The following is an 18,625-nucleotide window of genomic DNA, read 5'->3' on the forward strand; positions in this document are numbered from 1 at the left end:
TGTCATGGTAAAGATATATCGGGGATATCTTTATAGTAAGACAATTATAGTTAATCTAGGAGGTAAATTATGTTATTAGCACTTCAAATTTTATTTGGCGTCTTGGTAGCAGGAACTGGAATTGGTCTTGTAGGTGATATCGTAAAGAACCGTATGGATGAGGTTAAAAATGCATCCGGTAAAGCCTGGGCAGCAGGTTTTACGGTTGGTATTATTGCAAACTTCCTTGACACACTTGGATGTGGATCTTATGCACCATCTACATTCATGTACAAACTTTTTAATCAGATGGATGACATTAACATTCCGGGAACGTTGAATGTTGGTGATACATTCCCAGTTATTTTTGAGGCATTTATTTTTACAGCGTCTGTAGAATGTGATCCTGTATTCCTTTGGATCATGTATGCTTGTGCAGCGATTGGATCATTTGGATTTGCTACAATCGTAACAAAATGGCCACGTAATAAAATTAGATACGCGATGGGTGTATGTATGATCTTGCTTGCAGTTGTTATGCTTTGCAAGAATACAGGAGTCGGACCTTTTGGTACAGTAGGAACAGCTACTGGTCTAACTGGATGGAAACTGATTGTTGCGGCAGGACTAAATATTCTCTGGGGCGCTTTGATGGATATCGGATTTGGTCTTTATGCACCATGTATGGCTACATGTCTGTTACTTGGTGTAGATGCAGGAGCTTGCTTCCCTGTATTCATGGGATCTTGTGCAGTATTGATGCCGGCATGTTCTATCGAGTTTATTAAGACAAAAAGATATGACGTTCCACATACACTTGGTAATGCAATTGGTGGATGTATTGGTGTATTTATTGCATGGAAATTCGTTACATCATTACCAATGTTCTGGCTGATTAACATGATCTGTGTGGTTCTTCTCTGGACATCATTCACATTGATCAACGCAGCTAACAAAGACAAAAAAGCCGGTGTAGCATAGATACATATTTTTAAAATTCAAATTCCCGATATGGCTGTCCTTAAAAAAGGGGCAGCCATTTAATATAATATAAGAAGTTGTCATCGATATGACAGAAAATTAAAACAGAAAGTGAAGACGGTATTATGTTCATAAATGAATATGTAATGGATAGAAAGCGGTTTGATTCGTGGACGACTCCGAAATTTTGGAAAGTGAAACCTACATTTTATGTATATCTCTTCCTGTTCGCTGCAGGAATTTTTGGATGGATTTATTTTAAATCGGCAGGAGCTTCTGCCAGATGGCAGTCGGTTGGTGCCTTCCTGACATTTGTGGCTGTGTATAGAGGCGTGTTTTTTCAGTGGATGAGAGCTGACAAGATGTTTCGAGTTACCAAAGCGCAGTATTATGGAGGGAAAGATTGGACCTGTAAAGTGTCTGTGCAAAAAGAAAAAATCTACTTATATATAAATGGTAAATTCAATAATAACGTAGAGTGGAGCGATATTATTCGATTTGAAGAAGCGAAGACATATTTCCGACTTGCTACAGATGAGTTCAGAGAAGGTGTAATGCTCGACAAGTCAAGTTTTATTAAGGGGGATTCGGAAAGCTTCAAACAATGGATGCTGGAGAAACATCCGGAAATAGAATATGGTGCTGTTGATCCTATGTTTGATAAATAATGGTGGAATGCTGCAGGTTTAGCAGCATTCATTCTCTTTGGTAAAATGGAATTGTATTAAAAAAAGAACAATATTCCTTGAAAAAGGGTTGAAATATTTAAAAAGATAAGATATACTTAAAAAGCTGTGACATGATAGCAATGAAGCGCGAGGTTGCTGCCTGAAGATGGCAGGTTTTCCGTGGAGCGAATGTCAAGTTAGGAAACTGGCGACAAGTCACTGTACGAAACTACTATAACGGCCACTGAGATGTGGTAACAACGTGTGAGTTTCTCACGACACACACGGGAGAGTGTACAGTCACCGCTTGTCGTACTGAAGTTAATAGTACGAAAAGGAGGCGACTTTTTTTATGGCAAGTCAAGTAATGAGAATCACTTTGAAAGCGTATGATCATCAGTTAGTAGATGCATCCGCTAAGAAAATCATCGAAACTGTAAAAAAGAACGGATCACAGGTGAGCGGACCGGTTCCACTTCCGACTAAGAAGGAAGTAGTAACAATCTTAAGAGCGGTTCACAAATACAAATATTCCAGAGAGCAGTTTGAGCAGAGAACTCATAAGAGACTGATCGATATCATTGCACCGACACAGAAGACAGTTGATGCACTGTCCAGACTGGAGATGCCAGCAGGTGTGTTTATTGATATCAAGATGAAAAACAAGTAAAAACACAGTAATTCCTATCATTTAGGATGAACGTCCAGGTGACGTTCCGCTGTAAATCACAGGAGGTAATCATAATGAAGAAAGCTATTTTAGCAACAAAAGTCGGAATGACTCAGATCTTCAGCGAAGACGGAACTCTGACTCCGGTAACAGTTCTTCAGGCTGGTCCGTGTGTAGTAACACAGATCAAGACAGTTGAGAACGATGGATATGAGGCAGTACAGGTTGGATTCGTTGACAAGAAAGACAAGATTGTTAACAAAGATAAGAGCGGTAAGAAAGAAATCGTTCACCGCCACGGTGTAACAAAGGCAGAGCAGGGACATTTTGCAAAAGCTGGTGTTACAGGTAAGAGATATGTAAGAGAGTTTAAGTTTGAGAATGCCGGCGAGTATACACTCGGACAGGAAATCAAAGTTGATTCTTTCGCAGCTGGTGATAAGGTTGATGCAACTGCAATCTCTAAAGGAAAAGGATTCCAGGGCGCAATCAAACGTCACAATCAGCACAGAGGACCTATGACTCATGGTTCTAAATACCATCGTCATGCTGGTTCCAATGGTGCTTGTTCTGATCCAAGTAAGGTGTTCAAGGGAAAACACATGCCGGGACACATGGGAAGTAAGAAGATCACAATCCAGAACCTGGAAGTAGTGCGTGTGGATGCTGAGAACAACCTGCTCTTAGTAAAAGGTTCAGTACCGGGACCAAAGAAATCTTTAGTAACTATTAAAGAAGCAGTAAAAGCTAACTAGGATTTGGCGAAGGAAGGAGGACACTTAAGATGGCTAACGTATCTGTTTATAATATCGAAGGCAAAGAAGTTGGTACAATCGATCTGAACGATGCGGTATTCGGTGTTGAGGTAAATGAACATCTGGTACACATGGCAGTCGTAAACCAGCTTGCAAATAACCGTCAGGGAACACAGAAAGCAAAAACTCGTTCTGAAGTATCCGGCGGTGGAAGAAAACCATGGAGACAGAAGGGAACAGGTCATGCAAGACAGGGTTCAACAAGAGCTCCACAGTGGACAGGCGGCGGAGTTGTATTTGCTCCGGTACCGAGAGATTATTCATTCAAGATGAATAAGAAAGAAAAGAGAGCAGCTCTTAAGTCTGCACTCAGCGCAAAGGTAGAAGAAAAGAAATTGATCGTAATTGATGAGATCAAGTTCGATGAGATCAAGACAAAGAACTTTGCAAACATTCTTAAGAATTTAGATGTATCCAAAGCATTAGTAGTATTAGAAGATGACAATACAAATGCAGCACTTTCTGCAAAGAACATCGAAGGCGTTAAGACAGCTAAGACTAATACGATCAATGTGTACGATATCTTAAAATACAACACAGTAATCGTAACGAAAGCTGTTGTTGCTAATATCGAGGAGGTGTACGCATAATGGCAAACGTTCAGTATTATGATGTAATCCTTAAACCAGTAGTAACAGAGAAGACAATGGAACTTATGGGAGAAAAGAAATACACATTCCTTGTTCACCCACAGGCAACAAAGTCTCAGATTAAAGAAGCTGTTGAAAAGATGTTCAACGGAACAAAAGTAGAAAAAGTGAACACCATGAACTGTGAAGGAAAGAAGAGAAGAGTTCGTGGAACCATGCAGTTTGGAAAAACAGCAAAGACCAAGAAAGCAATTGTTCAGTTAACAGCAGACAGCGCAGATATCGAAATCTTCGAAGGATTATAAGATTTCAAAGCATACGGATAGAAACCGTGACAATAAACAGGATTGAAAGGAGAAGCAATCATGGGAATTAAAACATACCGCCCATATACGCCTTCCAGAAGACAGATGACTGGTTCTGATTTTTCAGAAATCACAAAGTCAACACCAGAGAAGTCTTTGTTAGCTCCAAAGAGCAGACAGGCAGGACGTAATAATCAAGGAAAAATCACAGTTAGACACCGCGGAGGCGGAGCTAAGAAGAAATATAGAATTATCGACTTCAAGAGAAGAAAAGACAATGTTCATGCAACAGTAATCGGTATTGAGTATGATCCGAACAGAACAGCTAACATTGCTCTGATCTGCTACGAAGATGGTGAGAAAGCATACATCCTTGCACCGGAAGGATTAAAGGATGGAATGACAGTTATGAACGGACCGGAAGCCGAAGTTAAGATCGGTAACTGCCTCCCGTTATCTCAGATTCCGGTAGGTACACAGATTCACAACATCGAGCTTCATCCGGGAAAAGGCGGACAGCTTGTTCGTTCTGCTGGTAACAGTGCTCAGCTGATGGCTAAGGAAGGAAAGTATGCAACACTGAGACTTCCGTCAGGCGAGATGAGAATGGTACCGATCGAGTGCAGAGCTTCTGTCGGAGTAGTAGGAAATGGTGATCATAACCTGATCAACATAGGTAAAGCAGGACGTAAACGTCATATGGGAATCAGACCAACAGTTCGTGGTTCTGTTATGAACCCGAATGACCATCCGCACGGTGGTGGTGAAGGTAAGACGGGGATCGGTCGTCCGGGTCCGTGTACACCTTGGGGCAAACCAGCACTTGGTCTTAAGACAAGAAAGAAAAACAAAGCTTCTAACAAGATGATTGTAAGAAGAAGAGATGGTAAAGCGATTAAATAGTTTTCATAAGGAGGTTAGAACCTATGGCACGTTCTATTAAAAAAGGACCATTCGCAGACGCAAGCCTGCTTAAGAAGGTTGATGCAATGAACGCATCCGGTGACAAGTCTGTTATCAAGACATGGTCACGCCGTTCTACAATCTTCCCAAGCATGATCGGACATACAATCGCCGTTCATGACGGAAGAAAGCATGTACCTGTATATGTAACAGAAGATATGGTTGGACACAAGCTCGGCGAGTTTGTTGCAACCAGAACATACAGAGGACACGGAAAAGACGAAAAGAAATCAAGAGTTAGATAATTAGATTTTGAAAGGAGGGTTCATCCATGGCTAAAGGACATAGATCCCAAATTAAGAGAGAAAGAAATGCTAACAAAGATACAAGACCTTCTGCTAAGTTATCTTACGCAAGAGTTTCTGTTCAGAAAGCATGTTTCGTATTAGATGCCATCAGAGGTAAGGATGTAACAACAGCACTTGGTATTTTAACTTACAATCCAAGATATGCTTCTAGTTTAATAAAGAAATTATTAGAGTCTGCAATTGCAAATGCTGAGAATAACAACGGCATGAATGCTGAGAATCTGTATATTGCAGAGGCTTATGCAAACAAAGGACCAACAATGAAGAGAATCAGACCTAGAGCACAGGGAAGAGCTTACAGAATCGAGAAGAGAATGAGCCACATTACACTTGTGCTTGATGAAAGATAAGGAGGGCAAACATGGGACAGAAAGTTAATCCTCATGGCTTGAGAGTAGGTGTCATCAAAGACTGGGACTCTAGATGGTATGCAGAGAAAGATTTCGCAGACTACTTAGTTGAAGACCATGAAATCAGAACGTATCTTAAGAAAAGATTATACAACGCCGGTGTTTCTAAGATTGAGATCGAAAGAGCATCTGACCGCGTAAAGATCATCGTATATACAGCAAAACCTGGAGTAGTAATCGGTAAGGGTGGAGCAGAGATCGAGAAAGTAAAAGGTGAATTGACACAGTTTACTGACAAGAAGTTAATCGTAGACATCAAAGAAATCAAGAGACCGGATAAAGACGCTCAGTTAGTAGCTGAGAACATCGCGTTACAGCTTGAGAACCGTATTTCTTTCAGACGTGCAATGAAGTCCTGCATGTCCAGAACAATGAAGTCCGGAGCACTTGGTGTTAAGACATCTGTATCAGGACGTCTTGGAGGAGCTGATATGGCTCGTACAGAGTTCTACAGCGAGGGAACAATTCCTCTTCAGACACTGCGAGCAGACATTGACTACGGATTCGCTGAAGCAGACACAACTTATGGAAAAGTTGGTGTTAAAGTATGGATTTACAAAGGCGAAGTACTTCCGGAAAGAGCAGCAAAGGAAGGAGATAGATAATCATGTTAATGCCAAAAAGAGTAAAACGTCGTAAACAATTCCGTGGTTCCATGAAGGGTAAGGCTCTTCGCGGAAACCAGATTACAAATGGTGAATATGGTATCGTTGCAATGGAACCATGCTGGATCCGTTCCAACCAGATCGAGGCTGCCCGTGTTGCTATGACTCGTTATATCAAGCGTGGTGGTAAAGTGTGGATCAAGATATTCCCGGATAAACCTGTAACTACGAAACCAGCTGAGACACGTATGGGTTCTGGTAAAGGAACCTTAGAATACTGGGTAGCAGTTGTTAAGCCAGGCCGCGTTATGTTTGAAATCGCAGGCGTATCTGAAGAAGTTGCAAAAGAAGCACTTCGTCTGGCAACTCACAAGCTGCCATGTAAATGTAAAATAGTTTCTCGCGCAGACTTAGAAGGCGGTGATAACAGTGAAAATTAATGCATTTGTAGAAGATTTAAAAACAAAATCAGCTGCAGAGCTGAATGAAGAATTAGTAGCTGCTAAAAAGGAACTTTTCAACTTAAGATTCCAGAACGCAACAAATCAGTTAGACAATACAAGCAGAATCAAAGAAGTAAGAAGAAACATTGCCAGAATTCAGACAGTAATTACTGAAAAGGCAGGCCAGTAGTCATTGACGTGATGATTCACGAATTTCAAGCGCAGGCCGTTCTATGAGCAGAACGAAAAGAGCTTCAATATTCGAAAGGAGTATAGACTGTGGAAAGAAATCTTAGAAAAACCCGTGTTGGTAAGGTTGTCAGCAATAAAATGGATAAAACCATAGTTGTTGCAGTAGAAGATCATGTAAAACATCCACTTTACAACAAGATTGTAAAGAGAACATACAAATTAAAAGCACATGATGAGAACAATGAGTGCAACATCGGTGACAAGGTAAAAGTTATGGAAACAAGACCACTCTCTAAAGATAAGAGATGGAGACTTGTTGAAGTTATGGAAAAAGTGAAATAGTATAAGGAGGGAAACCTGCATGATACAGCAAGAAAGCAGACTTAAAGTAGCAGACAACACAGGTGCAAAAGAGTTACTGTGTATTCGTGTTATGGGTGGTTCAACAAGAAGATACGCAAGTATCGGAGATGTAATCATTGCGACTGTTAAAGATGCAACACCAGGCGGCGTTGTTAAAAAAGGCGATGTAGTAAAAGCTGTAGTTGTTCGTACTGTAAACAGTACTCGTCGTAAAGATGGTTCTTATATCCGTTTCGACGAAAATGCTGCTGTAATTATAAAAGATGATAAGACACCAAGAGGAACCCGTATCTTCGGGCCAGTAGCGAGAGAGCTTCGTGACAAACAGTTCATGAGAATTGTTTCTCTGGCTCCGGAAGTACTTTAAGGAGGTGCGTGCAAGATGTCAATGTTAAAGATTAAAAAAGGCGACACTGTAAAGGTTATCGCTGGTAAAGATAAAGACAAAGAGGGCAAGGTAATTGCTGTAAATCAGAAAGACGGCAAGGTTGTTGTTGAAGGCGTTAATATGCTGACAAAACACACAAAACCAAGTGCTTCTCATCCGGAAGGCGGTATCATTCACCAGGAAGGACCAATCGACAGCTCTAATGTAATGTATGTTCATAAGGGACAGGCAACAAGAGTGGGCATCAAGATGGATGGAGACAAGAAAGTACGTTACGCAAAATCAACAGGCGAAGTGATTGATTAATTGAGGAAGGAGGGTGTACGCTTTGAGTAGACTGAAAGAACAGTACCAGAACGAGATCGTTGATGCAATGATCAAAAAGTTCGGTTATAAGAATATTATGGAAGTGCCAAAACTCGATAAGGTTGTTATCAACATGGGTGTTGGTGAGGCTAAAGATAATGCAAAACTTTTAGATGCAGCTATCGCTGATATGGAAAAGATTACAGGTCAGAAAGCTGTTGTATGTAAAGCTAAAAAATCTGTTGCTAACTTCAAGATCAGAGAGGGAATGGCAATCGGATGTAAGGTTACTTTAAGAGGAGAAAAGATGTATGAATTCGTTGATCGTCTGATCAACCTTGCACTTCCTCGTGTACGTGACTTTAGAGGAGTTAATCCAAATGCATTTGACGGAAGAGGAAACTATGCACTTGGAATCAAAGAGCAGCTGATCTTCCCTGAAATCGAATACGATAAAGTAGATAAAGTAAGAGGTATGGATATCATCTTCGTTACGACTGCTAAAACAGATGAAGAGGCACGCGAACTGCTCACTCAGTTCAATATGCCATTTACAAAATAAGGAGGTAAATTATGGCTAAGACAGCAATGAAAGTAAAACAGCAGCGCAAGCAGAAATTCTCTACAAGAGAATACAATCGTTGCAGAATCTGTGGACGTCCACATGCATATTTGAGAAAATATGGTATCTGCCGTGTTTGCTTCCGCGAATTGGCATACAAAGGACAGATCCCAGGCGTTAAGAAAGCAAGTTGGTAGGAGGTAAGAACAATGACAATGAGCGATCCAATTGCAGATATGCTTACAAGAATCCGTAATGCAAATACTGCTAAACATGATACTGTAGATGTTCCGGCATCCAAGATGAAGCTTGCTATCGCTAATATCTTACTGGATGAAGGTTACATTGAGAAATATGACATCGTAGAAGATGGTGTGTTCAAGACAATTCACATCACATTAAAATATGGTTCTGATAAGAACGAAAAAGTAATTACAGGTCTTAAGAGAATTTCTAAACCGGGTCTTCGTGTATACGCTTCCAGCGAAAATGTACCGAAGGTATTTGGTGGACTTGGAACAGCAATCCTGTCTACAAACAAAGGTGTAATTACTGACAAAGAGGCAAGAAAACTTGGCATCGGCGGAGAAGTTCTCTGCTATGTATGGTAGACCGAAAGCAACTTAGCGAAAGCGAGCCATAAGGTGAAGCTTAAGCTTAGTGCGAGGTCGTTCTTTGAGCCTGGTGAGGTATTCGCGAACCTGGCGAAAAGAACTTCCTTAGATGCGTAAGAAGGTGCGAAAGAAACTGAAAACAGAGAAGCCACAGCTGCTTCTCCGAGAATCTAAGTTAAGGAGGAAATGAAAATGTCACGTATCGGTAGACATCCAATTGCAATTCCGGCAGGCGTAACTGTTGAAATCGCTGAGAATAATAAAGTGACTGTAAAAGGTCCAAAGGGAACTCTTTCAAGAGAACTTCCTGTAGAAATGGAAATCAAGGTAGAAGACGCAGAAGTTGTTGTAACAAGACCAAATGATTTAAAGAAGATGAAATCTTTACATGGTCTTACAAGAACACTGATCAATAACATGGTTATTGGTGTAACAGAAGGATACCAGAAGGTTCTGGAAGTAAACGGTGTTGGTTACAGAGCAGCAAAAGCAGGAAATAAATTAACACTGAGTCTTGGATATTCTCATCCGGTAGAGATGATTGATCCGGAAGGTGTTGAGACTGTTGTTGAAGGCCAGAACAAGATTATTGTTAAGGGTATCAGCAAAGAAAAAGTTGGCCAGTACGCAGCTGAAATCAGAGACAAGAGAAGACCGGAGCCATACAAGGGCAAAGGTATCAAGTATGCTGATGAAGTAATCAGACGTAAAGTTGGTAAGACAGGTAAGAAATAAGAAAGGAGAGTGTAAAAATGGTTAGCAAAAAATCAAGAAATGAAGTACGTGTTAATAAACACAGAAAATTACGTAACCGTTTAAGCGGTACTGCTGAGTGCCCACGTTTAGCGGTATTTAGAAGTAACAATCATATGTATGCTCAGATCATTGATGATACAGCTCATAATACTCTGGTTTCCGCATCCACTCTTCAGAAAGATGTGAAAGCAAACTTAGAGAAAACAAACAATGTTGAAGCAGCAGCTTATCTTGGAAAAGTAATTGCTGAGAAGGCATTGGAAAAAGGTATTAAAGACGTTGTCTTTGACAGAGGCGGATTTATTTACCAGGGTAAAGTTCAGGCATTGGCAGACGCAGCTAGAGAAGCTGGGTTGAATTTCTAGAAGGAGGAGCACACATGAAACAGGAACGTATTGATGCTAGTCAATTAGAATTAACAGAAAAAGTAGTGTCAATTAAGCGTGTAACCAAAGTTGTTAAGGGTGGCCGTAATATGAGATTCACAGCTTTAGTTGTTGTTGGTGATGGAAATGGTCATGTTGGTGCAGGCTTAGGAAAAGCTACTGAAATCCCAGAAGCAATCCGCAAAGGAAAAGAAGATGCAGCTAAGAATCTTATTTCCGTAGCATTAGATGAAAATGAGAGTGTTACACACGATTTTATCGGTAAATTCGGAGGCGCTTCCGTATTATTGAAGAAAGCTCCTGAAGGTACTGGAGTGATCGCCGGTGGTCCGGCGCGTGCCGTAATCGAGATGGCAGGAATCAAGAACATTCGTACAAAGTCTCTTGGCTCCAACAATAAGCAGAACGTAGTTCTTGCAACAATCGACGGATTACGCCAGATTAAGACTCCGGAAGAGGTAGCTAAGCTTCGCGGTAAATCTGTGGAAGAGATCTTAGGCTAAGGAGGTAGAATAAGATGGCAGATTTAAAAGTTACATTAGTAAAATCTACAATTGGAGCTGTGCCGAAGCACAAGAAGACTGTTGAAGCATTAGGACTTAGAAAGACAGGAAAGACAGTTGTCCTTCCGGATAATGCAGCAACAAGAGGTATGGTAAAACAGGTTTCTCACCTGGTAAAAGTAGAAGAAGTATAGTATAATTAATCAGATAAGGAGGTGTCACAATGGATTTATCAAACTTAAGACCTGCTGATGGAGCAAAACAGAGTGATAATTTCAGAAGAGGACGTGGACACGGTTCTGGAAATGGCAAGACAGCTGGTAAAGGACATAAGGGTCAGAAAGCTCGTTCTGGTGCAACAAGACCAGGTTTCGAAGGTGGTCAGATGCCATTATATAGAAGAATTCCAAAGAGAGGATTCACGAACAGAAACTCTAAGACAATCATCGGTATCAATGTAGGTGCACTTGAAGTATTTGAGAACGATGCAGTTGTTTCTGTAGAGACACTGATCGAGCAGGGAATCGTAAAGAACCCAAGAGATGGTGTTAAGATCCTTGGCAATGGAGAACTTACAAAGAAGCTTACAGTTCAGGCAAACGCATTCAGTGCAGGTGCTGTAGCTAAGATTGAGGCGTTAGGTGGAAAAGCAGAGGTGATCTAATGTTAGAAACATTCCGAAAGGCATTTCAAATTAAAGATATTCGCAAAAAAATCGGATATACGTTTTTGATGTTAGTTGTTATACGTATTGGCTCTCAGCTGCCGACTCCAGGTGTGAACGGCACTTATATCAAAGAATTTTTTGAACAGAATACCGGTGAGGCGTTTAACTTATTTAACGCTTTCACCGGCGGTTCCTTTGAACAGATGTCTGTTTTTGCATTGAGTATTACGCCATACATTACTTCTTCAATTATTATGCAGCTTCTCACGATTGCAATTCCAAAGCTTGAGGAGATGCATAAGGATGGAGAGTCCGGAAGAAAAAAGATTGCGGCTATCACTCGTTATCTTACCGTAGGACTTGCATTGATCGAATCCACAGCAATGGCTGTTGGGTTTGGACGTCAGGGCCTTCTTGTGGAGTTTAACTTTGTGAATGCCGTGATTGTAGTACTTACTCTTACAGCCGGTTCAGCATTGCTGATGTGGATTGGTGAGAGAATTACGGAAAAGGGTGTTGGAAACGGTATTTCTATTGTATTGGTAATCAACATTATTTCACGTATTCCTAACGATATGACATCATTGTTTGATCAGTTTGTAAAAGGTAAGCCGATTGCGTCAGCTGCTCTTGCAGTTGTTGTGATTATTGCAATTATTATTCTTCTGGTGGTATTCACAGTGATTCTCCAGGATGGAGAGAGAAGAATTGCAGTACAGTATTCACAGAAAGTAGTTGGAAGAAAGACCTATGGCGGGCAATCTTCTAATATTCCGTTGAAGGTGAATACAGCAGGTGTAATCCCGATCATCTTTTCTTCATCTTTGATGCAGTTCCCGATCGTAATTGCTTCTTTTCTCGGAAAAGGCAACGGGTCTGGAATCGGAAGTGAGATTCTTCGTGGTATGAATCAGGGAAATTGGTGTAATCCTGAACAGATTAGGTATTCATGGGGATTAATTGTATACATTATTCTTACTGTATTTTTTGCGTACTTCTATACTTCAATTACTTTCAATCCATTAGAGATTGCGAATAATATGAAGAAGAGCGGCGGATTCATTCCTGGTATCCGTCCGGGAAGACCAACAGTTGAATACTTAAACAAGATATTGAATTATATCATCTTTATAGGTGCTTGTGGACTGATCGTGATACAGGTGATTCCAATCTTCTTTAACGGAGCACTTGGTGCAAGTGTATCATTTGGAGGAACATCTCTGATTATTATCGTCAGTGTTGTACTTGAAACAATCAAGCAGCTTGAATCAATGACACTTGTGCGACAATACAAGGGATTTTTAAATAGCTAATTATTTTGACTCGCGGGATTATTTTCGCGGGTTAAAATGCTATAAAGGAGGAACGAAGATATGAAAATAATTATGTTAGGAGCTCCGGGAGCGGGCAAGGGAACTCAGGCAAAGAAAATTGCCGCAAAATACAGCATCCCGCATATTTCTACAGGTGATATCTTCAGAGCTAACATTAAAAACGGTACAGAGCTTGGGAAAAAGGCTAAGACCTATATGGATCAGGGGCTGTTGGTACCGGATGAACTGGTTGTAGATCTTGTAGTTGATCGTGTAAAACAGGATGACTGTAAAAGTGGATATGTTCTGGATGGATTTCCAAGAACAATTCCGCAGGCAGAGGCGCTGGATAAGGCACTGGAAGCTTTGGGAGAAAAGATGGATTATGCAATTGACGTAGATGTTCCGGATGAGAATATTGTTCGCCGTATGGGTGGGCGCCGCGCCTGTGTAGGATGCGGAGCTACATATCATCTGGAGTATGCGCCGACCAAAGTAGAGGGAATCTGTGATACCTGTGGAAAAGAGCTGATCCTTCGGGATGACGATAAACCGGAGACGGTACAGAAGCGTCTGAATGTGTATCATGAGCAAACACAGCCGTTGATCGACTATTACACGAATGCCGGAATCTTAAAGACTGTAGATGGAACAGTTGACATTGAAGATGTGTTCGGTGCAATTGTTGAGATATTAGGAGCGTAGCAATGGCAATCACTATCAAATCGACACGGGAAATTGAGTTAATGACAGAGGCTGGGCGAATACTTGAAATTGTACATCATGAAATGGCGAAAGCGCTTCGTCCTGGAATGAGTACTCATGATATTGACCGTCTTGGAGAGGAAGTGATACGAAGCTATGACTGCATTCCTTCCTTTTTGAATTACAATGGTTATCCGGCTTCCATTTGTGTGTCGGTGAATCAGGAAGTAGTCCATGGCATTCCGGATCGACATCGTATCCTCCAGGAAGGAGACATTGTCAGTCTTGATGCCGGAGTCATATATAAAGGATATCATTCGGATGCGGCGCGTACATATGGCATCGGAGAGATCAGTAAAGAAGCGCAGCAGCTGATAGATGTGACAAGAGAAAGCTTCTTTGAAGGAATAAAATATGCCAGAGAAGGCAATCATTTATTTGATATATCATCTGCAATCGGCAGATATGCCGAGGGACGGGGATATGGAGTAGTCAAGGATCTCTGTGGACATGGAATCGGGACAGCATTGCATGAAGCACCGGAGATACCGAATTATGAAATGAACAGAAAAGGTCCGAAGCTGAAGGCTGGAATGACATTAGCAATAGAACCGATGATTAACATTGGTTCATGGGAAGTGAAATGGCTGGATGATGACTGGACAGTGGTAACCAGGGACAGCTCCCTGTCTGCGCATTATGAAAATACAGTACTGATAACGGAAGATGAACCGAAACTTCTGACTTTGACCCAGGATATGTAGTATGTATAAGAGGATATGGATATGACGTATGAGACAGGAATGCTTGCAAAGTCAAAAGCAGGTCATGATTCAGGTACAGTTTATGTAATTATTAATACGGATGAATCATATGTATATTTATCAGACGGAAAGATCAGAACACTGGATCGTCTGAAAAAGAAAAAGAAAAAGCATGTGCAGATCATCTGCAGAAAATATGATGTGACTGCGAAGGATGATGCAGGAATAAGACGGATACTGAAAGAATGGAAAAAGGAAGAAGATAACAGGAGGAATGAGACATGTCAAAAGCTGACGTAATTGAAATTGAAGGAACTGTAGTTGAAAAGCTGCCAAATGCAATGTTTCAGGTAGAACTTGAAAATGGACATCAGGTGCTTGCGCATATCAGTGGAAAGTTAAGAATGAACTTTATTAAGATCTTGCCGGGAGATAAGGTAACACTTGAATTATCACCTTATGATCTTTCAAAAGGAAGAATTATCTGGAGAGACAAATAAGATTCATATACACCACTTTACCAATAATAAGAAGTTCGAAAAAATAAAATGCCCGGGAGGCGCAAAAAAAGCTTGACTTTGTTGACACAACATGGTATGCTATATAAGCGCGTTTCCGGGCATTATTATGCTTTAAAACAATCGAGTTGCAGTTTTAAAAGGAAAAAGCGCAGAAACAAATGGCATAGCAATGGATGAAAGGAGGATCCCCCGTGAAGGTTAGATCATCAGTAAAACCAATTTGCGAAAAATGCAAAGTAATCAAAAGAAAAGGAAGCATTCGTATTATCTGCGAGAATCCAAAGCACAAACAAAGACAAGGCTAGTCATTGTTCATATGTGTTTTAGGCGGCTGATAGCTCTGTGCAGTAATCGTACAGACTATTTAAAATATACAAGGCAGCACCTGTAGCCGGTGAGCGACCTCGTATATTGCTTCTAATGCCGGCTCGTCATTACCGCATTTCTACTATAATAATATGTGGTGGCCGGAAAGGGCATGATACCGAACATGCCTGGGACAAAGGTGTTGTCCCCTATTAAAGACGATATGTAACATTGAGATGAATATCTCGAAAACCAGAAAAGAAAATGGAGGAAAATCACATGGCTCGTATAGCAGGTGTAGACTTACCAAGAGACAAACGTGTTGAGATCGGATTGACTTATATCTACGGAATCGGTAGACCGAGTGCAACCCGCATTTTGGCAGAAGCAGGAGTTGATCCTGATATTCGCTGTAGAGATCTTACAGACGAAGATGTAAAGAAAATCAGTGCAGTAATCGATGAGACTCAGGTGGTAGAAGGTGATCTTCGTAGAGAAATCGCTCTGAACATCAAGAGATTACAGGAAATCGGATGCTATAGAGGAATCCGTCACAGAAAAGGACTTCCGGTTCGTGGTCAGAAGACAAAGACCAATGCAAGAACAAGAAAAGGTCCAAAGAGAACAGTAGCAAACAAAAAGAAATAGGCCGAAAGCAACTTAATGAAAGCAAGTTGAAAACGCAGCTTGAATTTAGTGCGAGGCCGTTCGCGAATCTTAGTGAATGCGCAGCATGAACTTAGCTGAGCGAACATACCAAAAAAAGGAAAGAGTAGGTTAGTTTTATTATGGCAAAGAAAGTTACAAAGAAAGTGACAAAAAAACGTGTCAAGAAAAACGTTGAACACGGACAGGCTCACATCCAGTCATCTTTTAATAACACAATCGTTACTTTAACAGATGCACAGGGCAATGCTCTGTCATGGGCTAGTGCAGGCGGTCTGGGATTCAGAGGTTCAAGGAAATCTACCCCTTATGCAGCTCAGATGGCAGCTGAAACAGCAGCTAAAGCAGCATTAGTACATGGTTTGAAGTCAGTTGACGTTATGGTAAAAGGACCAGGTTCAGGTAGAGAAGCAGCAATTCGTGCCCTTCAGGCATGTGGAATTGATGTAACAAGCATCAGAGACGTTACACCGGTACCACACAACGGATGCCGTCCACCGAAACGCAGAAGAGTCTAGTTTCATAACAAAATTGATATAGGAGGAAAGCAAAACATGGCAGTAAATAGAGTCCCTGTTCTTAAAAGATGCAGATCACTTGGAATGGATCCTGTATATTTGGGAATTGATAAAAAGTCTAACAGACAGTTAAAGAGATCCAATAGAAAAATGAGCGAGTATGGTCTTCAGTTACGTGAAAAACAGAAAGCAAAATTTATCTATGGTGTGTTAGAGAAACCTTTCAGAAATTATTTTGAAAAAGCACAGCGCATGAGCGGTATGACAGGTGAGAACCTGATGGTAATGCTGGAATCAAGATTAGACAACGTAGTATTCCGTCTTGGACTTGCAAGAACAAGACGTGAGGCAAGACAGATCGTTGACCATAAGCATGTGCTTGTTAATGGAAAACAGATTAACATTCCTTCTTATCTGATTAAGGCTGGAGATGTTATCGAAATCAAAGAAGCTAAGAAGAGCTCTCCAAGATATAAAGAGATTACAGAGGTTACAGGCGGACGTCTGGTTCCGGAATGGTTAGAGGCTGATCTTGAGAACCTGAAAGGAACTGTAAAAGAGCTTCCGAAGCGTGATGCGATCGATGTTCCTGTAGATGAGATGTTAATCGTCGAATTATATTCTAAATAATAACCCGTAACACCACAGGAGGTGGACTTAGTGTTTGATTTTAATAAACCCAATATTGAAATAACTGAGATTTCAGAAGATAAGAAATATGGTAGATTCGTTGTGGAACCTCTGGAAAGAGGTTATGGTACAACATTAGGTAATTCTCTTAGAAGAATTATGCTTTCTTCTTTACCGGGATCTGCAATCAGCCAGGTAAAGATTGACGGAGTCCTGCATGAGTTCAGTTCTATTCCAGGTGTGAAGGAAGATGTTACTGAGATTATCATGAACCTGAAATCACTCGCAATCAAGAACACATCCGAGACTGATGAACCAAAGACAGCATACATTGAGTTCGAAGGGGAAGGTGTTGTTACCGCGGCAGATATTCAGGTGGATCAGGATATTGAGATCATGAACCCTGAGACTGTCATTGCAACATTGAATGGTGGAGCAGACAGCAAATTATACATGGAACTTACCATTACAAATGGAAGAGGATATGTAAGTGCCGATAAGAATAAAAATGACGAATTACCGATCGCAGTAATTCCAATCGATTCTATCTACACCCCAGTGGAACGTGTGAATCTTACAGTAGAAAATACACGTGTTGGTCAGATTACGGACTTTGATAAGTTAACTTTGGATGTATATACCAACGGTACATTACTTCCGGACGAGGCTGTAAGTCTTGCAGCTAAGGTATTGAGTGAGCATCTGAAACTCTTTATTGATCTGTCAGAAGTGGCGCAGGCTGCTGAAGTTATGATTGAAAAAGAAGATGATGAAAAAGAAAAGGTTCTTGAGATGAGTATTGATGAACTGGAATTATCCGTTCGTTCTTACAACTGTCTGAAGAGAGCCGGAATCAATACCGTGGAAGAACTGACAAACAGAACACCGGAAGATATGATGAAAGTGCGTAACCTTGGACGTAAGTCCCTGGAGGAAGTACTTGCAAAATTAGATGAATTAGGCTTAAGCCTCAGCAAAGGCGAAGAGTAATATTCCATAAGGATGTTTTCCACCGGTAAGACCGATGAGCGCAGTGGAGCATTTGGCTAGTAAGCCCGAAGAAGCATAACCAAGTGTCATAATGGAGGATAAGAAAAATGGCAAAGTATAGAAAACTCGGCAGAACATCAAGCCAGAGAAAAGCATTATTGAGAAACCAGGTAACAGCACTCCTTAACAACGGAAAGATTGTTACTACAGAAGCAAAGGCAAAAGAGATCCGCAAAATTGCAGAGGGACTTATTGCATTAGCAGTAAAAGAGAAAGATAATTTCGAAGAAGTTACTGTTAAGGCAAAGGTTGCTCGCAAAGATAAAGACGGCAAGAGAGTAAAAGAAGTTGTAGATGGTAAGAAAGTTACTGTATACGACGAAGTTGACAAGACAATTAAGAAAGATATGCCAAGCAGACTGCACGCCCGTCGTCAGATGCTGAAAGTTCTTTATCCGGTGAAAGAAGTTCCGACAGCACAGGCAGGAAGAAAGAAAAATACAAAAGAAGTTGATCTTGTTGCAAAATTATTTGATGAGATTGCTCCAAAATATGAGAATCGCAACGGTGGTTATACCAGAATCGTAAAGATTGGCCAGCGTAAAGGCGATGCTGCTATGGAAGTATTGATTGAACTTGTATAGTTTGAAAAAAACAGACTCTGAGAAATCAGGGTCTGTTTTTTTATACATAAAAATAGAAAAATTCTATAAAATATATTTGACAAATCTATAACAG

At 40.8% G+C, this 18,625-nt stretch carries 34 protein-coding genes; all 34 read left to right on the forward strand.

Translation table 11 applies throughout. The features are described 5' to 3' along the window. Window positions 1-69: 69 nt before the first annotated feature. Window positions 70-960, forward strand: coding sequence for a permease (locus JQM82_RS08885; protein WP_235249781.1), 891 nt, complete (start codon window positions 70-72; stop codon window positions 958-960). Window positions 961-1,085: 125 nt separating this feature from the next. Then, window positions 1,086-1,628, forward strand: coding sequence for a YcxB family protein (locus tag JQM82_RS08890; RefSeq protein WP_235249783.1), 543 nt, complete (start codon window positions 1,086-1,088; stop codon window positions 1,626-1,628). Window positions 1,629-1,980: 352 nt separating this feature from the next. Beyond that, window positions 1,981-2,298 (forward strand): 30S ribosomal protein S10, encoded by a 318-nt coding sequence (gene rpsJ / locus JQM82_RS08895; RefSeq protein ID WP_235249785.1) that lies wholly within the window; start codon window positions 1,981-1,983, stop codon window positions 2,296-2,298. 74 nt (window positions 2,299-2,372) lie between these two features. Further along, complete coding sequence (gene rplC / locus JQM82_RS08900; RefSeq protein WP_235249786.1) at window positions 2,373-3,053, forward strand: 50S ribosomal protein L3; 681 nt, start codon at window positions 2,373-2,375, stop codon at window positions 3,051-3,053. 29 nt (window positions 3,054-3,082) lie between these two features. Then, window positions 3,083-3,703 carry a 50S ribosomal protein L4 gene (rplD, locus tag JQM82_RS08905; protein WP_235249787.1) on the forward strand — a complete coding sequence of 207 codons (621 nt, stop codon included), beginning with the start codon at window positions 3,083-3,085 and terminating at the stop codon, window positions 3,701-3,703. Next, window positions 3,703-4,008, forward strand: a complete 306-nt coding sequence (gene rplW / locus JQM82_RS08910) for a 50S ribosomal protein L23 (protein ID WP_235249788.1) — start codon at window positions 3,703-3,705, stop codon at window positions 4,006-4,008. Before rplD ends, rplW begins: the two co-directional genes overlap by 1 nt. A 60-nt stretch (window positions 4,009-4,068) precedes the next feature. Then, window positions 4,069-4,911 carry a 50S ribosomal protein L2 gene (rplB, locus tag JQM82_RS08915; RefSeq protein ID WP_235249789.1) on the forward strand — a complete coding sequence of 281 codons (843 nt, stop codon included), beginning with the start codon at window positions 4,069-4,071 and terminating at the stop codon, window positions 4,909-4,911. A gap of 23 nt (window positions 4,912-4,934) precedes the next feature. Beyond that, window positions 4,935-5,216 (forward strand): 30S ribosomal protein S19, encoded by a 282-nt coding sequence (gene rpsS / locus JQM82_RS08920; RefSeq protein WP_235249790.1) that lies wholly within the window; start codon window positions 4,935-4,937, stop codon window positions 5,214-5,216. A 26-nt stretch (window positions 5,217-5,242) separates the two neighbouring features. Beyond that, a complete protein-coding gene (gene rplV, locus JQM82_RS08925) occupies window positions 5,243-5,629 on the forward strand; it encodes a 50S ribosomal protein L22 (RefSeq protein ID WP_004607294.1) in 387 nt (128 codons plus the stop codon). 11 nt (window positions 5,630-5,640) lie between these two features. Continuing rightward, window positions 5,641-6,294 carry a 30S ribosomal protein S3 gene (gene rpsC, locus JQM82_RS08930; RefSeq protein ID WP_235249791.1) on the forward strand — a complete coding sequence of 218 codons (654 nt, stop codon included), beginning with the start codon at window positions 5,641-5,643 and terminating at the stop codon, window positions 6,292-6,294. 2 nt (window positions 6,295-6,296) lie between these two features. Beyond that, window positions 6,297-6,734: a 50S ribosomal protein L16 gene (gene rplP / locus JQM82_RS08935; protein WP_235249792.1), complete on the forward strand. Its 438-nt coding sequence runs from the start codon at window positions 6,297-6,299 to the stop codon at window positions 6,732-6,734. After that, complete coding sequence (gene rpmC, locus JQM82_RS08940; protein WP_235249794.1) at window positions 6,724-6,927, forward strand: 50S ribosomal protein L29; 204 nt, start codon at window positions 6,724-6,726, stop codon at window positions 6,925-6,927. Before rplP ends, rpmC begins: the two co-directional genes overlap by 11 nt. A gap of 89 nt (window positions 6,928-7,016) precedes the next feature. Then, entirely contained in the window at window positions 7,017-7,271 is a 255-nt protein-coding gene (gene rpsQ, locus JQM82_RS08945) for a 30S ribosomal protein S17 (RefSeq protein WP_328284211.1), read from the forward strand. A gap of 19 nt (window positions 7,272-7,290) precedes the next feature. Continuing rightward, entirely contained in the window at window positions 7,291-7,659 is a 369-nt protein-coding gene (gene rplN, locus JQM82_RS08950) for a 50S ribosomal protein L14 (RefSeq protein ID WP_235233701.1), read from the forward strand. A gap of 15 nt (window positions 7,660-7,674) precedes the next feature. Then, complete coding sequence (rplX, locus tag JQM82_RS08955; RefSeq protein WP_235249795.1) at window positions 7,675-7,986, forward strand: 50S ribosomal protein L24; 312 nt, start codon at window positions 7,675-7,677, stop codon at window positions 7,984-7,986. Between the two features lie 22 nt (window positions 7,987-8,008). Further along, window positions 8,009-8,548 carry a 50S ribosomal protein L5 gene (gene rplE / locus JQM82_RS08960; RefSeq protein ID WP_235249796.1) on the forward strand — a complete coding sequence of 180 codons (540 nt, stop codon included), beginning with the start codon at window positions 8,009-8,011 and terminating at the stop codon, window positions 8,546-8,548. 11 nt (window positions 8,549-8,559) lie between these two features. Beyond that, window positions 8,560-8,745: a type Z 30S ribosomal protein S14 gene (locus JQM82_RS08965; protein ID WP_006427396.1), complete on the forward strand. Its 186-nt coding sequence runs from the start codon at window positions 8,560-8,562 to the stop codon at window positions 8,743-8,745. A 12-nt stretch (window positions 8,746-8,757) separates the two neighbouring features. Then, on the forward strand, window positions 8,758-9,159 hold the full coding sequence (gene rpsH, locus JQM82_RS08970) for a 30S ribosomal protein S8 (protein WP_235249797.1): 402 nt from the start codon (window positions 8,758-8,760) through the stop codon (window positions 9,157-9,159). 195 nt (window positions 9,160-9,354) lie between these two features. Beyond that, window positions 9,355-9,897, forward strand: a complete 543-nt coding sequence (gene rplF / locus JQM82_RS08975; protein ID WP_235249798.1) for a 50S ribosomal protein L6 — start codon at window positions 9,355-9,357, stop codon at window positions 9,895-9,897. Between the two features lie 17 nt (window positions 9,898-9,914). After that, on the forward strand, window positions 9,915-10,283 hold the full coding sequence (gene rplR, locus JQM82_RS08980) for a 50S ribosomal protein L18 (RefSeq protein ID WP_235249799.1): 369 nt from the start codon (window positions 9,915-9,917) through the stop codon (window positions 10,281-10,283). A 14-nt stretch (window positions 10,284-10,297) separates the two neighbouring features. After that, window positions 10,298-10,807, forward strand: coding sequence for a 30S ribosomal protein S5 (rpsE, locus tag JQM82_RS08985; RefSeq protein WP_235249800.1), 510 nt, complete (start codon window positions 10,298-10,300; stop codon window positions 10,805-10,807). Window positions 10,808-10,821: 14 nt separating this feature from the next. Continuing rightward, window positions 10,822-11,001 carry a 50S ribosomal protein L30 gene (gene rpmD / locus JQM82_RS08990; protein WP_235249801.1) on the forward strand — a complete coding sequence of 60 codons (180 nt, stop codon included), beginning with the start codon at window positions 10,822-10,824 and terminating at the stop codon, window positions 10,999-11,001. Between the two features lie 29 nt (window positions 11,002-11,030). Beyond that, window positions 11,031-11,471, forward strand: coding sequence for a 50S ribosomal protein L15 (rplO, locus tag JQM82_RS08995; protein WP_235249802.1), 441 nt, complete (start codon window positions 11,031-11,033; stop codon window positions 11,469-11,471). Next, window positions 11,471-12,787, forward strand: coding sequence for a preprotein translocase subunit SecY (gene secY / locus JQM82_RS09000; protein WP_235249803.1), 1,317 nt, complete (start codon window positions 11,471-11,473; stop codon window positions 12,785-12,787). Before rplO ends, secY begins: the two co-directional genes overlap by 1 nt. A 60-nt stretch (window positions 12,788-12,847) precedes the next feature. Next, window positions 12,848-13,492, forward strand: a complete 645-nt coding sequence (locus JQM82_RS09005; RefSeq protein WP_235249804.1) for an adenylate kinase — start codon at window positions 12,848-12,850, stop codon at window positions 13,490-13,492. Between the two features lie 2 nt (window positions 13,493-13,494). Next, on the forward strand, window positions 13,495-14,256 hold the full coding sequence (gene map, locus JQM82_RS09010; RefSeq protein WP_235249805.1) for a type I methionyl aminopeptidase: 762 nt from the start codon (window positions 13,495-13,497) through the stop codon (window positions 14,254-14,256). A gap of 21 nt (window positions 14,257-14,277) precedes the next feature. Beyond that, window positions 14,278-14,556, forward strand: coding sequence for a KOW domain-containing RNA-binding protein (locus JQM82_RS09015; RefSeq protein ID WP_331472847.1), 279 nt, complete (start codon window positions 14,278-14,280; stop codon window positions 14,554-14,556). Further along, the gene (gene infA, locus JQM82_RS09020; RefSeq protein WP_004607275.1) at window positions 14,538-14,756 is read left to right on the forward strand and encodes a translation initiation factor IF-1; all 219 of its coding nucleotides are present in this window, start codon (window positions 14,538-14,540) and stop codon (window positions 14,754-14,756) included. The genes JQM82_RS09015 and infA overlap by 19 nt, the downstream gene beginning before the upstream one ends. Window positions 14,757-14,968: 212 nt before the next feature. Beyond that, entirely contained in the window at window positions 14,969-15,082 is a 114-nt protein-coding gene (gene rpmJ / locus JQM82_RS09025) for a 50S ribosomal protein L36 (RefSeq protein WP_003022746.1), read from the forward strand. Between the two features lie 280 nt (window positions 15,083-15,362). After that, the gene (rpsM, locus tag JQM82_RS09030) at window positions 15,363-15,731 is read left to right on the forward strand and encodes a 30S ribosomal protein S13 (protein ID WP_235249807.1); all 369 of its coding nucleotides are present in this window, start codon (window positions 15,363-15,365) and stop codon (window positions 15,729-15,731) included. A gap of 140 nt (window positions 15,732-15,871) precedes the next feature. Further along, entirely contained in the window at window positions 15,872-16,267 is a 396-nt protein-coding gene (gene rpsK / locus JQM82_RS09035; RefSeq protein ID WP_005332330.1) for a 30S ribosomal protein S11, read from the forward strand. 36 nt (window positions 16,268-16,303) lie between these two features. After that, a complete protein-coding gene (gene rpsD / locus JQM82_RS09040) occupies window positions 16,304-16,897 on the forward strand; it encodes a 30S ribosomal protein S4 (RefSeq protein WP_235249809.1) in 594 nt (197 codons plus the stop codon). 30 nt (window positions 16,898-16,927) lie between these two features. After that, complete coding sequence (locus JQM82_RS09045; RefSeq protein ID WP_235249810.1) at window positions 16,928-17,887, forward strand: DNA-directed RNA polymerase subunit alpha; 960 nt, start codon at window positions 16,928-16,930, stop codon at window positions 17,885-17,887. A 107-nt stretch (window positions 17,888-17,994) separates the two neighbouring features. Continuing rightward, window positions 17,995-18,531, forward strand: a complete 537-nt coding sequence (locus JQM82_RS09050; RefSeq protein WP_235249811.1) for a bL17 family ribosomal protein — start codon at window positions 17,995-17,997, stop codon at window positions 18,529-18,531. Window positions 18,532-18,625: the final 94 nt, after the last annotated feature.

Origin of the sequence: Faecalicatena contorta, from assembly GCF_021531995.1 — a bacterium.
In the GTDB taxonomy this organism is placed as follows: domain Bacteria; phylum Bacillota; class Clostridia; order Lachnospirales; family Lachnospiraceae; genus Dorea_A; species Dorea_A contorta_A.